This is a genomic window from Streptomyces himastatinicus ATCC 53653, assembly GCF_000158915.1.
Lineage (GTDB): Bacteria > Actinomycetota > Actinomycetes > Streptomycetales > Streptomycetaceae > Streptomyces > Streptomyces himastatinicus.
This window is the reverse complement of the sequence record NZ_GG657754.1, coordinates 9,657,306-9,670,149: the sequence shown is the minus strand read 5'-3', so window position 1 is coordinate 9,670,149 and position 12,844 is coordinate 9,657,306. Positions and strand designations below refer to the sequence as shown.

Genomic DNA, 12,844 nt, shown 5'->3' with positions numbered 1-12,844 from the left:
CTTCGACGATTCGCCGATGCCCAGCCACACCACCGCCAGGGTCACGAAGGCGACCGGAGGGATGAAGCGGAAGAACTCGATGTAGGGGTCGAGCAGATGCCGCACCAGCGGGATCTGCCCGATCAGCAGCCCGACCGGTACGCCCACGGCGAGGCCGAGGCCCCAGCCGATCAGGATGCGGCGGCCGGAGGCGACGACCGAGTTGAACAGGGTGCCGTCCGCTGCCAGTTCCCTGGCCGCCGACAGGGTCTCGCTCGGGGAGGCGACCAGGGCGGAGCCGTACGTCACGGCCAGCAGCTGCCAGACGGCGACCCCGGCGAGGACCGACACCGCGTACAGCCCGGCCGCCCGCAGCCGTCCGGCGGCGGCGCGGCGGGGGCGCGCCCCGGGGTGTCTCCCGGGGCGCGGGGTGGCGGAGGTCCCGGCCGTGACCGTGGTCATCGTGTCTCCTCGGTCATCGCGTCTCCGTCAAGGTCGAGTCCCTGGTCGCGCAGGGCCTTGCGCACTTCTTCGCCGATGTCCTCCCGCAGGGCGCGGCGGAGTTCGACCGCGGCCGGATCCGTCTCGTCGCGGGGCCGGGGCAGCTCGACCGGGTAGACGTCCTTGACCGAGGCGGCCGGGCCCGCGGTCATCACCGCGATCCGGTCGGCCAGCAGGATCGCCTCGTCGATGTCATGGGTGACGAAGACGACGGTGCATCCCGAGGCCCTCCAGATGCGGCCCATCTCGTCCTGCATCACCTGGCGGGTCTGGGCGTCGAGCGCGCCGAACGGCTCGTCCATCAGCACCACGCGCGGCTCATTCGCCAGCACCCGGGCGATCTGCACCCGCTGGCGCATACCGCCGGAGAGCTGGCCGGGAAACCGGTCGGCGCAGTGGCGCAGCCCCACCAGGCCGAGGTAGGTGTCGGCCAGTTCGGCGCGCTCCGCCCGGGACCGTCCGCGCATCCGCGGGCCGAAGGCCACGTTCTGGCGCACGGTCATCCAGTCGAACAGGGCCTCGCTGCTCTGGAAGACCATGCCGAGGTCGGGGTCGGGGCCGCTGATCGGGGCGCCGTCGACGGTGAGGCCGCCCGCGGCCACCGGCACGAACCCGGCCATGGCGGACAGCAGGGTGGACTTGCCGCAGCCGCTCGGTCCGAGCAGACAGAGGAACTCACCCGCGGCGATGTCGAGCGAGATGTCCCGTACGGCCTCGAAGGAGCCGAACCGGATACCCACCCCGGTGGCGGACAGGGCCGCACCGCGGGTTCCGCCGCCACCGGGGGCCGAGCCGTCCGGGGGCCGGGGGGTTGCGATGGTCTTCGTCATCGTGGTCCCTTCGCCGAGTGCGCGCACGGTAGACCGCGGTGGCGCGCCCGCGCATGGAGACGGTTCCGCTCAGCGGGACGCCGTGGTCCGGCGCCCTTCCGGGGGGATCTCGCGCCGGGTGGCCGGGCGCCTCCCGCGGCGCCGGGCGTTCTGCTGAGCGGGACGAGTCCGTAGGCAGACCCGGCGCGGCCGCGCATTCTCGGTGCCATGGTTCGTACGGCAGCGGGAGGACACGCACGATGACGGTCGAGGGCTCGCCCGATACCAAGCAGACCGGCCGGGGCCGCGGCAGAACAGCGGGGGAACCCGGCCGCCAGGACTGGGCCTCCTGGCCCCATTACGATGCGGCGGGCTCGGGCTTCCGCGGCTACTGGTACCCGGTCACCTGGTCCAGCCACATCACCGGCAAGCCGCTCCCGTTCACGATCTGCGGCGAGAAGATCACGCTGATCCGGGACGGCGGCACGGCGTACGCTCTGCACAATCGCTGTCCGCACCGCGGGGTACCGCTGTCGGAGGGTGACCAGCAGTTTCCGGGCACCGTGAGCTGCCCGTACCACGGGTGGACGTTCGATCTGCCCACCGGCAAGCTGTCGGCGGTCATCACCGACGGGCCCGGCTGCCGGCTGACCGGCAAGGTCGGGGTGCGGACGTACCCGGTGGAAGAACGCCTCGGCATGGTGTGGGTGTACATCCCGATCGCCGACGAGGAGCCGCACTCCATCGACTCGCAGCTCCCCGAGGAGCTGGTCGGCAACGGGTTCGTCATGGGCGGCCGGATCGAGCCGCGCGGTGGCAACTGGCGCTTCGCCTGCGAGAACGGCTTCGACGAGGGCCATGCGAAGTATCTCCACCGGACCGCGCTGTGGCGCCTGTTCAAGCCCATGCCCACCTGGAACATCACCCGGATCGTGCCCAAGGGGCGCTGGATCTTCCGGGTGCAGGACGAGGTGCACTGGGAGGCCGACTACCCCGGCGTGGGCCACTGGTCCAACAAGCGCTGGTGGAAGATGCAGCCGCCGAAGGAAACCTTCAACATCGGCAACACCGGCAAGGCAGACAAGATCAACCCGACGATCGAGGCGCAGGAGTTCCCCGGCTTCGCGTCCCTGTCGATGCCGGGTGTCCTGCGCATCGCCTACCCGAAGTTCATCCACTACGAGTTCTACGTCCCGGTGGACGACGACAACCACCGCTACGTCGGCGTGATGGTCAACTTCACCGAGGGCTGGAAGACGCTCGGCTTCTACGCCAAGTACCTGGGCGCCGTCCGCTGGCTGTTCCACGGCCAGTTCTCCGGCCAGGACGCCTGGATGGTCGACGTCACCGACGCGCCCCCGGAGAAGCTCTACCGCCCCGATGTCTCGCTGACCTCCTGGCGGAACCTCAGCGAGGAGGAGTACGGCAAGAAGCTGGCCGCGGCCGGTGCCTCCGAAACACCCAACTCCACCCGCGACAAGAAGGCATGACCATGGGCCGTACCCTGCTCACCCTCCTGGCCGGGGCCGCGATCGCCGTGAGCCTCCCGCTGGCCAGGAAGCGCATCGCGCGCACCACCATGACCCAGGTCCACAGGATCAACCAATGACCGGCGGCGGACCGGCGGGCCTGACCGGGCTGGACGAACAGCGCCGCGCCTGGGTCACCGACGCCTGGCGCCACATCACCACCGACCGGTTGCGCGAGCTGATCATCGGGCTCGTCGACGTCCCGAGCCCGACGGGCGACGAGGGACCGCTGGCCGCACACATCGCCGACACCCTCGGCTCAGCCGGATGCGACGCCCGGGTGCAGCCGGTCGACGACCGGCAGGCCAACGCCTGGGCCCGGCTCACCGGCGACGGCACCGGACCCGACCTCATGCTCTACGCGCCCATCGACACCCTCACGGTGGGCGAGGAGAGCGAGGACGTCCCGTGGATCGGCCCCGAGCTGCGGGACGACATGCGCCCGCGCGCCACCGTCCACGGCGACCTGGTGACCGGGCTCGGGGCGTCCAACCCGAAGGGCCACGCCGCATGCGTGATGATGGCCGCCGAGGCCATCCGCCAATCCGGTGTCCCGCTCACCGGCGATCTCGTCGCGGCGTTCGGCGCGGGTGGCATGCCCACCAACGCCCGGCCCGGCGGTGTCCGGTACAACACGGGCCAGGGCGTGGGCTGTTCGTTCCTGCTGGAGCAGGGGGTGTGGACCGACTACGCGGTGATCGCCAAGCCCGGCTGGACGGTGTCCTGGGACGAGGTCGGGCTCGTATGGTTCGAGGTCACCGTGCCCGGACTGCACACCTACGTGGGGTCGCGCCACCGCCTGCCGTACGACAACGCCATCGCGAACGCGGGCACGGTCGCGCTGCGGCTGGAGGAGTGGTTCGAGAAGTACGCGCTCCGCCACACCGGTGGCACCGTCGCGCCGCAGGGCGTGGTGGCGTCGGTGCGCGGCGGATGGCCGCGCATGGCGGCCACGACCCCGGCGGCCTGCACGCTCAGGGTGGATCTGCGGATCGGCCCGGACACGACCCCGATGCGCGCCAAGCGGGAGTTCCTGGCCGCGGTCGACGCGATCCGGGAGGACACCGGGATCGATGTCACCGCCGAGATGATCCTCGCCATCCCCGGCACCCGGACCGATCCGGACAGCTGGGTGTGCCGCAGCGCGATCGCGGGCTGGGAGGCGCTGGAGGACCGTCCGCACGAGGTGATCCGTGGCAACAGCGGTGCCACCGACGCCAACATCCTGCGCGGCCGGGGCGTGCCCACGGTGCGCATCGGGATGCCGAAGGTCGCCGACGCCCCCTTCGAGATCGACTTCGCGAGGGGGATGAACACCGTCGACGTACGGGCCATGGAGCGGCTGACCCGACACCTGGTCCGTACCGCCCTCGACACCGTCACCCGCACCCGCGACGAGGTGGAAGGAGAACCGTCATGACCGACATCGTCCTGGGTGTGGGGGCGTCGCACAGCACGCTCATGAACACCCACTGGGAGGAGACCTTCCACAAGGACCGCGCCGAGCGGTTCCGCGACGCGCTGCGGGAGGCGCGCGACGAGATCGCGGCGGCCCGGCCGGACACCGTGATCCTGGTGGGCTCCAACCACTTCCGCGGCTTCTGGCTGGACCTCATCCCCAGCTTCACCATCGGCGTGGGCGAATGCGTGGCCAGCGGTGAGTCCGGTACCCCCGAGGGCCCGCAGCCGGTGGACGTCTCCCTCGCCCGGCACATCGCGAACACCTTGGTGGAGGGCGGCCGGTTCGACCTGGCGTACTCGGCCAAGTTGCAGATCGACCACGGCCAGTCGCATGCGATCCAGTATCTGCTCGACGGGCTGGACGTGGAGATCGTGCCGCTGGTGGTCAACGTGTTCGCCCATCCGCTGCCCACGCTGGAGCGCTGCGAGCGGCTGGGCCGGGCCATCCGGGAGGCGGTGCTGGCGTTCCCTGAGGGCCGCCGGGTGGCGGTGATCGGCTCCGGTGGTCTGTCACACCGGCTGCCGTGGCCGGACTGGCGCGATCCGCACGGCGACGACGAGGAGTTCATGGTGGGCGCGTGGCTGAACGGCCGCGACCACTGGAAGGACTACGACGTCAAGCGCCGCGAAATCATCCGGGCCGCCGAGTCCGCCATCAACGAGGACTTCGACGAGGAGTTCCTGAGCCTGGTCGAGAACGGCCGGACCCACGAGGTGACCCGGTACACCACCGAGGAACTGGAGAAAGTGGCGGGCAACGGCGCCCAGGAGGTGCGCACCTGGCTGCTCATGGCGGCCCTGCTCGGCCACGCCCCCGGACGGCGGCTGTCCTACGAATCCCTGCCGGAATGGCTCACCGGCATGGGCGTCGCCGTCCTCGATCCCACGCACCACCACACCAGCGAAAGGCAGCCATGAGCATCTGGACGGAACTGTCGGGCATCGACTACCGGCACGCCTATGTGCAGACCGGCGACATCACCACCCGGGCCCTCCAGGCGGGTCCCGAGGACGGCGAGCACGTGGTGTTCCTGCACGGCACGACGGGCCACCTGGAGGCGTTCGTACGGAACATCCCCGCGTACGTCGAGCGGGGCTACCGCTGCCACGCCATCGACATGCTCGGCCACGGCTACACCGGTAAGCCGGACCACCCCGCGGAGATCCCCGCCTACGTCGATCACCTGATCGCCTACCTCGACGCGGTGGGGGCGCGGCGCGCGCATCTGGTCGGCGAGTCGCTGGGCGGCTGGGTGGGCTCCTGGCTGGCGAGCGAGCACCCGGACCGGGTGGCCTCGCTCCAGCTGCTGTGCATGGGCGGCACCAAGGTCAACCCGGAGGTGATGGAGCGGCTGAAGACCTCGACCCGCAACGCCGTCCTGAACGACGACATCTCCGACACCCGGAAGCGGCTGGAGCTGCTGTGGGCGAACTGGGACGAGGAACTGGGCGAGGAGCTGACGCAGGTCCGCTACGAGATCTACCACCACCCCGACTTCCAGGCCAACGTGGACAACCTGCTGGCCCTCCAGGAGGTCGACCGGCGCGAGCGCAATCTGCTGCGGCCGGACCGGATGGCGAGGATCAAGGCGCCGACCCTGGTGGTGTGGGGCAACAAGAACCCGTTCGGTGCCGTGCCGGAGGCCGAGGCCATCACCGAGGCGATCCCCGGGGCCCGGCTGGAGATCTTCAACGAGTGCGGGCACTGGCCGCAGCACGAGAAGGCGGAGCTCTACAACCCGCTCAGCCTGGACTTCCTCGACGAAGCGTCGCGATGAGGGGGTGCCCGGCATGACCGTCGTCCCGCTCGACCACGCGGCAGCGCCGCCGTCTTCCGACTCGATGAACTCCGTCCTGGGCAAGGTGCGTCCGATCCTGGAGGCGTTCACCGCCGACGACGACACCCTCTCCCTCGCCGATCTGGTGCGCCGTACGGGCGTGGCGAAGGCCACCGTGCACCGGCTCGCGCAGGAGCTGGTCGTCTGGGGGCTCCTGGAACGGGCGGGCTGCGACTACCGGCTGGGCCTGCGCCTGTTCGAGATCGGCCAGCGGGTGCACCGGCAGCGGATCCTGCGCGAGGTGGCGCAGCCGTACATGGAGGATCTGCTGCTGGCCACCCGCGAGACCATCCACTTCGCGATCCACGACGGCCTCGACGTCGTCTATCTGGAGAAGATCCTCCCGCATCGCGGGCTGAGCGAGGAGTCGCGGGTGGCGGGGCGGCTTCCGCTGTACTGCACCGCCACCGGCAAGGCGATCCTGGCGTTTTCGCCGAAGTCCCTGGCCGGTGAGGTGATCGGCAACGGGCTGAAGCCCTTCACCCGCTACACGATCACCTCGCCCGCGCGGCTGCTGTGCCAGCTGGAGCGGGTCCGGGAGCAGGGCGTCGCGACCGAGGCGGAGGAGATCCGGCTGGGCTATCTGAGCATGGCCGTGCCGGTGTTCGCCCGCGGGGGTTCGCTGGCCGGTGCGTTGTCCATCACCGCGCCCACGTACCGCTTCGACGCCAACACTCACATGGGCGCGCTGCGCACCGCGGGTCTGGGGATCAGCCGGGCGCTGCGAGCCGCCTTGTGACGACGCTGGAGGAGGTGGTGACGCGGGCCCGGACGCTGATCGGCCGGTGGGAGGCCGAGGACTGCGGTGTGCTGACGGTCAAGGAGTTCTGCCGGTACGCGGCGGCCGTGGGCGATGACGCGTACGTGGCCCGGGCCCGCGCCCGGGAGGCGGCCGGGGAGCCCGTCGAGGCTCCCCCGCTGTTCCTCGCGGCGATGATGAGCTGGGAGGACGGTCCGGGCGAGGACGCGCTGCGCCCGGACGGCCTGGCCGCCAGGGAGTCCCCTTGCACCCAGGGCCTGCCGGTGCGCCAGGTGCACGGCGGCCAGTCGGTGCGGCTCGGCCGGATCCCGGTGGCGGGCGCCCGGATCACCGCGTCCCGTGCGGTGGTCTCGGCGGACCGCAAGGGCGGCCGCTCGGGGGCGTTCGTCCTGCTCGGGGTCACCACCCGGTTCACCTCGGAGGACGGGAGGGAGCTGATGGCCGTGGACGAGACGATCGTCGTGCTGGACGGAGAAACCGCTCCGAGGGAGGCCGCCGCGTGAACACCCCCGCCGCCGGGCAGGTCTGCCCGCCACGCCGCTACGCCCACAGCAGGGTGCAGCTGTTCCGGTTCAGCGCCGTGTCCTGGAACGCCCACCGCATCCACTACGACGGGGAGTTCGCCGCCTCGGAGGGCTTCCCCGATGTGGTCGTGCAGTCCACCCTGCACGGCGAGATGCTCGTCCGGTACGCCCTCGACTGGTCGGGGCCGGACGCCCGGCTGGAGGGGGTGAGCTGGCGCAACCGGGCGACCGCCGTGGCCGGTGAACCGCTCACCTGGACCGCGACGGTCGCCGCGGTCGAACCCGCCGCCGGGGGACAGCGCGTCTCGCTGGACGTGTCCGTCTTCAAGGACGACGGCACCGCGTGTGTGACGGGCACGGTCGAGCTGACCCGCCCGGACGGACCGGTTTAACCGGCGTACCGCTCGTACCAGCCCTTCATCAGGGCGCGGTCCAGATCGGGCGACTTCTTGATGAGCTTCTGCCCGGTGAGAAAGCCGGTGATCCTGGCGGACTGCTCGACGTCGGCGCCGGTCAGTCCGCGGACGCGGAAGGTGATCTCCGGGAGCACCTTCCGCGTCTGCGCCGTGGGCAGCTTCACCTGCTGGTTGGTGGCCGCCGCCGCGGCGGTGGGATCGCGGGTCACCATCCGGTCCGCCTCGGCGAGGACCTTGAAGACCTTGGCCGCGACCTCCTGGTTGTTCTTCAGCCAGCGGTCCTCCGCCAGCAGCCACTGCACATAGGTCACCCCGAAGTCGCCGCTGTGGCCCGCGATGTGGCCGCCCGATTCGGCGCCCTTGGCGGCCCACGGCTCGTAGAGCACATAGGCGTCGATGGAGCCGCGCTGGAGCAGCCCGGGCATCTCGGGCGGGGAACTCTGGTGGATCGTCACGGACGCGGGATCGATGCCGTGGCGGCGCAGATAGGCGTGGGTCGCGTACAGGCCGAGGCCCTGGATGGACGCCATCGTCTTGATCTGCCGCGGGGACGTGATGCCGTCGCGCATGACGACCTTGAGATAGCGGCCGGAGGACTGGAAGACACCCAGCGCCCGCAGGCCCGGATCGCCCGCCATCAGCGACAGCGCGGTGGAGTCGGCGTTGGCCGCCAGCTGTGCGGTGCCAGCGGTGACCGCCTGGCCCGCCGTGGGGCCGCCCTCGGTCCGCATCAGCTCGACGTTCACGCCCGCCTTGGCGAACATCCCCCGCTCCTTCGCCAGGTAGAAGGGCGCGTACGAGGCGTCCACACCGAGGGCGACGCGCACCGTGGGCCCGCCCTTCACCTCCCCCGCGTCGGAGTCCATCGTCCCCGCCATGCAGGCGGGGACGAGGAGGAGCGCCGTACAGGCGACGAGCAGCCGCCCCGCTCTGCTGTTGTCCGGGTTCATGAGTCATGACCTCCAGCGCGGGATTTCCCTGTGGTCGCGCCACGTTCCCAGGGGCGGGCACCTCCGCCGAAGCGAGGTGTCCCGCCAGACGGAACGGTTTCATTGGGCCCGGCCACGGCGGTCCCTACGCTCCCGGCTCATGAGCGTTCTTACCGATGTTCCGGCCACCACGTCCGCAGCGGACGTGGTGGACACCGACATCCTCATCATCGGCGCCGGTCCGTCGGGACTCTACGGCGCGTACTACGCGGGGTTCCGCGGGCTGCGCGTGGCGGTCATGGACGTCCTCCCCCAGTGCGGCGGCCAGATCAGCGCGATGTACCCCGAGAAGCCCATCTTCGACATCGCCGGTTTCCCCTCGGTGCGCGGCCGCGATCTGGTGGACGGCCTGGTGGCCCAGGCGGAGCCGTACGGCCCGGTCTATCTCCTCGGTCAGCGGGCGGTCGAGCTGTCCCGTGACGAGGACGGCCACCCCGTGGTGCGCAGCGACGCGGGGACCACGGTCCGGGCCGGAGCCGTCGTGATCACCGGCGGGGTGGGGACGTTCACTCCCCGGCCGCTGCCGGCGGGCGAGGACCACCTCGGCCGCGGACAGGTGTACTTCGTACCGGATCCGGCCGTGCACACCGGTCACGACATCGTGATCGTCGGTGGCGGGGACAGCGCCTTCGACTGGGCGGCGACCCTCGCTCCCCTGGCCCGGTCCGTCAAGCTGGTGCACCGCCGGGACCGCTTCCGGGCCCATGGCGCGACCGTGGAGAAGGTGCGTTCCCTCGGCATCGAGATCATCACCGACACCGAAGTGACCGGGCTGCACGGCGCGGAGCACCTCGAAGAGGTGACGATCCGCCATCGCCTCACCAAGGACACCCGGACCCTCCCGGCGCAGACCGTCGTCGCCGCCCTCGGCTTCACCGCGAATCTGGGCCCGCTCCAGAACTGGGGGCTGGAGCTTCAGGCCCGGCGGATCGCCGTGGACACCCGGATGGCCACCAGCCTGCCGCGGGTGTTCGCCGCCGGGGACATCACCGACTACCCCGGCAAGGTGCGGCTGATCGCCGTGGGCTTCGGCGAAGTCGCCACCGCCGTGAACAACGCGGCCACCGTGATCGATCCGGAGGCAATGCTGTTCCCCGGGCATTCCACAGAGAAGGAGAACTGACATGGCCTACGTCATCGGCCCGGCCTGCGTCGACATCATGGACCGCTCCTGCATGGAGGAATGCCCGGTCGACTGCATCTACGAGGGGATGCGCAAGCTCTACATCAACCCGGTGGAGTGCATCGACTGCGGCGCCTGCGAAACCGCCTGCCCCGAGCAGGCGATCGCGGTGGACCGGCTGGCAAAGCCCGAGCACCGCGAGGACAACCGCCGCTTCTTCACCGAGCCGCTGCCCGGCCGTACGGAGCCGCTGGGCACCCCGGGCGGGGCCACCGGCCTCGGCCCCGTCGGCGTCGACACCCCGCTCGTCGCGGGAGCCGCCTCATGACCGGCCAGGAACTTCCCCCAGAGGTGTCCAAGGCGGCCGACACCCTGCTGGAGGCCACCCGCACCGGTGTGGTGTGCCCGCCGGTACGTACGTACCTCGCCGACGGCGACATCGGGGCCGCGTACGCGGTGCAGCGGGTGAACGTCGGGCGCGGTGTGGCCGCCGGGCGGCGGATCGCGGGCCGTAAGATCGGCCTGACCTCGCCCGCCGTGCAGACCCAACTGGGCGTGGACCAGCCGGACTTCGGGACGCTGTTCGCCGATATGGCGGTCCCCGAGGGCGGTGTGGTGGCGGCCGGGCGGCTGCTCCAGCCCAAGGTGGAGGCGGAGGTGGCGCTCGTCCTCGGCGCCGATCTGCCGCACCGCGACTGCACGGTGGCCGATGTGCTGCGCGCGACGGAGTTCGCGCTGCCCGCGCTGGAGATCGTGGACAGCCGTATCGCCGAGTGGAACATCGGCATCGTGGACACCGTCGCCGACAACGCCTCCTGCGGGCTGTACGTACTCGGCGGCACCCCCGTGCCGCTGACCGGGCTCGATCTGCGCGGGGTGCGGATGACCATGGCCCGCGGCGACGAGACGGTCTCGCAGGGCACTGGCGCCGACTGCCTCGGCAGCCCGCTGAACGCCGCGGCCTGGCTCGCCTCGGCCGTCGCCGCCCAGGGCGATCCGCTGCGCGCCGGGGAGGTCCTGCTGACCGGGGCGCTGGGCCCGATGGTGTCCGCGGGCCCCGGAGATCGGTTCGAGGCACATATCAGTCAACTGGGCCGGGTCACGGTCGAGTTCGCGACGGAGGGAGAGTAGGGCATGAGCACCCGTACCAAGGTCGCCGTCATCGGCTCCGGCAACATCGGCACCGATCTCATGATCAAGGTGCTGCGGCTGTCCGGCAGCCTGGAGATGGCGGCGATGGCGGGCATCGACCCGGAATCCGACGGCCTCGCGCGCGCCCGCCGCCTGAAGGTGGCCACGACGCACGAGGGCGTGGACGGGCTGGTCGCGCTGGACGAGTTCGCCGATGTGCGGATCGTCTTCGACGCCACCTCGGCGGGCGCCCACCGCCGCCATGACGAGGTGCTGCGCGCCCTCGGCCGTACGGTGGTCGACCTCACCCCGGCCGCCATCGGCCCGTATGTGGTGCCGCCGGTGAACCTCGACGCCCATCTGGACAGCTCCAACGTCAACATGGTGACCTGCGGCGGACAGGCCACCATCCCGGTCGTCGCCGCCGTCTCGGCCGTCACCCCCGTGCACTACGGGGAGATCGTCGCCTCCATCGCCTCCCGCTCGGCCGGTCCGGGCACCCGGGCCAACATCGACGAGTTCACCGAGACCACCGCCTCCGCCATCGAGCAGGTCGGCGGGGCGGGCCGGGGCAAGGCCATCATCGTCCTCAATCCGGCCGAACCGCCGCTGATCATGCGGGACACCGTGCACTGTCTGGTCTCCGAGTGCGACGACGCGGCGGTCACCGCCTCGATCGAGGCCATGGTGGAGCGTGTCCAGACCTATGTCCCGGGCTACCGGCTCAAGCAGAAGGTGCAGTTCGACCGGATCGCCGACGACGACCCGCTGCGCACCCTGGTACCGGCCGACGCACGCCGTGGCGCGGTGAAGGTGTCGGTGTTCCTGGAGGTCGAGGGCGCCGCCCACTACCTCCCGGCCTACGCGGGCAACCTCGACATCATGACCTCGGCCGCGCTGCGCACCGCGGAGCGCCTGGCCGCACACCGGCCCATGGAGGCAGCCAAGTGACCACGCCAGAGGCCGCCCTGTACATCCAGGACGTCACCCTGCGGGACGGCATGCACGCCCTCCGGCACCGCTACACCACGGACCAGGCCCGCTCCATCGCCGCCGCCCTCGACGCCGCGCGCGTGGGCGCCATCGAGATCGCCCACGGCGACGGCCTGTCCGGGTCCAGCGTCAACTACGGCGTCGGCGCGCACACCGACTGGGAGTGGATCGATGCGGTCACCGACGCCGTCCGGCACGCCGTCCCCACCACCCTGCTGCTGCCCGGCATCGGCACCGTGCGCGACCTGATGCGGGCCCATGCGATGGGCATCCGCTCGGTGCGCATCGCGACCCACTGCACCGAGGCCGACATCTCCGCCCAGCACATCTCCGCCGCCCGCGAGCTGGACATGGACGTCGCGGGCTTCCTCATGATGTCGCACATGGCCGAGCCCGCCGAACTCGCCCGGCAGGCCAAGCTGATGGAATCCTACGGCGCCCACTGCGTGTACGTCACCGACTCCGGCGGACGGCTGACCATGGACGGGGTGCGCGACCGCTTCCGCGCCTACCGCGACGTCCTCTCGCCCGACACCGAACTGGGCATCCACGCCCACCACAATCTGGGCCTCGGGGTGGCCAACAGCGTGGTCGCCGTGGAGAACGGCGTCACCCGCGTCGACGCCTCGCTGGCCGGGCAGGGCGCGGGCGCCGGGAACTGCCCGCTGGAGGCCTTCATCGCGGTGGCCGACCTGCTGGGGTGGTCCCACGGCTGCGATCTGTTCCCGCTGATGGACGCCGCCGACGACCTGGTACGGCCGCTCCAGGACCGGCCGGTGCGGGTGGACCGG

15 protein-coding genes are annotated in these 12,844 nt (G+C 71.2%); 12 read left to right on the top strand and 3 right to left on the bottom strand.

What is annotated here, in order from left to right:
• A partial coding sequence (locus SSOG_RS54400) for an ABC transporter permease (protein ID WP_039939945.1) occupies positions 1 to 441 on the bottom strand: 441 nt, incomplete at its 3' end.
• Positions 438 to 1,310, bottom strand: coding sequence for an ABC transporter ATP-binding protein (locus SSOG_RS40855; protein WP_050800153.1), 873 nt, complete (start codon positions 1,308 to 1,310; stop codon positions 438 to 440). The genes SSOG_RS54400 and SSOG_RS40855, both read right to left, overlap by 4 nt.
• Positions 1,311 to 1,549: 239 nt before the next feature.
• On the opposite strand from SSOG_RS40855, the gene SSOG_RS40850 reads away from it, so the two are divergent.
• From SSOG_RS40850 to SSOG_RS40820, 7 genes are all read left to right on the top strand, one after another.
• On the top strand, positions 1,550 to 2,779 hold the full coding sequence (locus tag SSOG_RS40850; RefSeq protein WP_039939944.1) for an aromatic ring-hydroxylating oxygenase subunit alpha: 1,230 nt from the start codon (positions 1,550 to 1,552) through the stop codon (positions 2,777 to 2,779).
• Positions 2,780 to 2,894: 115 nt separating this feature from the next.
• The gene (locus SSOG_RS40845; protein WP_039939942.1) at positions 2,895 to 4,238 is read left to right on the top strand and encodes a M20 family metallopeptidase; all 1,344 of its coding nucleotides are present in this window, start codon (positions 2,895 to 2,897) and stop codon (positions 4,236 to 4,238) included.
• A complete protein-coding gene (locus SSOG_RS40840; RefSeq protein WP_009720182.1) occupies positions 4,235 to 5,197 on the top strand; it encodes a DODA-type extradiol aromatic ring-opening family dioxygenase in 963 nt (320 codons plus the stop codon). The genes SSOG_RS40845 and SSOG_RS40840 overlap by 4 nt, the downstream gene beginning before the upstream one ends.
• Complete coding sequence (locus tag SSOG_RS40835; protein WP_009720181.1) at positions 5,194 to 6,057, top strand: alpha/beta fold hydrolase; 864 nt, start codon at positions 5,194 to 5,196, stop codon at positions 6,055 to 6,057. Before SSOG_RS40840 ends, SSOG_RS40835 begins: the two co-directional genes overlap by 4 nt.
• 13 nt (positions 6,058 to 6,070) lie before the next feature.
• Positions 6,071 to 6,856: an IclR family transcriptional regulator gene (locus SSOG_RS40830; RefSeq protein WP_039939939.1), complete on the top strand. Its 786-nt coding sequence runs from the start codon at positions 6,071 to 6,073 to the stop codon at positions 6,854 to 6,856.
• On the top strand, positions 6,853 to 7,380 hold the full coding sequence (locus SSOG_RS40825) for an FAS1-like dehydratase domain-containing protein (protein ID WP_009720179.1): 528 nt from the start codon (positions 6,853 to 6,855) through the stop codon (positions 7,378 to 7,380). The genes SSOG_RS40830 and SSOG_RS40825 overlap by 4 nt, the downstream gene beginning before the upstream one ends.
• Positions 7,377 to 7,793: a hotdog family protein gene (locus SSOG_RS40820; protein WP_009720178.1), complete on the top strand. Its 417-nt coding sequence runs from the start codon at positions 7,377 to 7,379 to the stop codon at positions 7,791 to 7,793. The genes SSOG_RS40825 and SSOG_RS40820 overlap by 4 nt, the downstream gene beginning before the upstream one ends.
• On the opposite strand, the gene SSOG_RS40815 is transcribed toward SSOG_RS40820, so the two are convergent.
• On the bottom strand, positions 7,790 to 8,767 hold the full coding sequence (locus SSOG_RS40815) for an ABC transporter substrate-binding protein (RefSeq protein WP_009720177.1): 978 nt from the start codon (positions 8,765 to 8,767) through the stop codon (positions 7,790 to 7,792). The two genes, SSOG_RS40820 and SSOG_RS40815, sit on opposite strands and share 4 nt — an antisense overlap.
• A 139-nt stretch (positions 8,768 to 8,906) precedes the next feature.
• On the opposite strand from SSOG_RS40815, the gene SSOG_RS40810 reads away from it, so the two are divergent.
• The 5 genes from SSOG_RS40810 to dmpG form a co-directional block, all read left to right on the top strand.
• On the top strand, positions 8,907 to 9,929 hold the full coding sequence (locus SSOG_RS40810; RefSeq protein WP_009720176.1) for an NAD(P)/FAD-dependent oxidoreductase: 1,023 nt from the start codon (positions 8,907 to 8,909) through the stop codon (positions 9,927 to 9,929).
• A 1-nt stretch (position 9,930) separates the two neighbouring features.
• Complete coding sequence (fdxA, locus tag SSOG_RS40805; RefSeq protein ID WP_009720175.1) at positions 9,931 to 10,257, top strand: ferredoxin; 327 nt, start codon at positions 9,931 to 9,933, stop codon at positions 10,255 to 10,257.
• A complete protein-coding gene (locus SSOG_RS40800; protein ID WP_009720174.1) occupies positions 10,254 to 11,060 on the top strand; it encodes a 2-keto-4-pentenoate hydratase in 807 nt (268 codons plus the stop codon). Before fdxA ends, SSOG_RS40800 begins: the two co-directional genes overlap by 4 nt.
• A gap of 3 nt (positions 11,061 to 11,063) precedes the next feature.
• A complete protein-coding gene (locus SSOG_RS40795) occupies positions 11,064 to 12,011 on the top strand; it encodes an acetaldehyde dehydrogenase (acetylating) (RefSeq protein ID WP_009720173.1) in 948 nt (315 codons plus the stop codon).
• On the top strand, positions 12,008 to 12,844 hold an 837-nt coding region (dmpG, locus tag SSOG_RS40790; RefSeq protein ID WP_009720172.1), incomplete at its 3' end, for a 4-hydroxy-2-oxovalerate aldolase. The genes SSOG_RS40795 and dmpG, both read left to right, overlap by 4 nt.

Coding starts and splice junctions, on each gene's coding strand:
- SSOG_RS40850 (WP_039939944.1), top strand. CDS start 1,550: ATGACGGTCGAGGGCTCGCCCGATACCAAGCAGACCGGCCGGGGCCGC.
- SSOG_RS40845 (WP_039939942.1), top strand. CDS start 2,895: ATGACCGGCGGCGGACCGGCGGGCCTGACCGGGCTGGACGAACAGCGC.
- SSOG_RS40810 (WP_009720176.1), top strand. CDS start 8,907: ATGAGCGTTCTTACCGATGTTCCGGCCACCACGTCCGCAGCGGACGTG.
- SSOG_RS40830 (WP_039939939.1), top strand. CDS start 6,071: ATGACCGTCGTCCCGCTCGACCACGCGGCAGCGCCGCCGTCTTCCGAC.
- SSOG_RS40800 (WP_009720174.1), top strand. CDS start 10,254: ATGACCGGCCAGGAACTTCCCCCAGAGGTGTCCAAGGCGGCCGACACC.
- SSOG_RS40815 (WP_009720177.1), bottom strand. CDS start 8,767: ATGAACCCGGACAACAGCAGAGCGGGGCGGCTGCTCGTCGCCTGTACG.
- SSOG_RS40835 (WP_009720181.1), top strand. CDS start 5,194: ATGAGCATCTGGACGGAACTGTCGGGCATCGACTACCGGCACGCCTAT.
- fdxA (WP_009720175.1), top strand. CDS start 9,931: ATGGCCTACGTCATCGGCCCGGCCTGCGTCGACATCATGGACCGCTCC.
- SSOG_RS40855 (WP_050800153.1), bottom strand. CDS start 1,310: ATGACGAAGACCATCGCAACCCCCCGGCCCCCGGACGGCTCGGCCCCC.
- SSOG_RS40795 (WP_009720173.1), top strand. CDS start 11,064: ATGAGCACCCGTACCAAGGTCGCCGTCATCGGCTCCGGCAACATCGGC.
- SSOG_RS40840 (WP_009720182.1), top strand. CDS start 4,235: ATGACCGACATCGTCCTGGGTGTGGGGGCGTCGCACAGCACGCTCATG.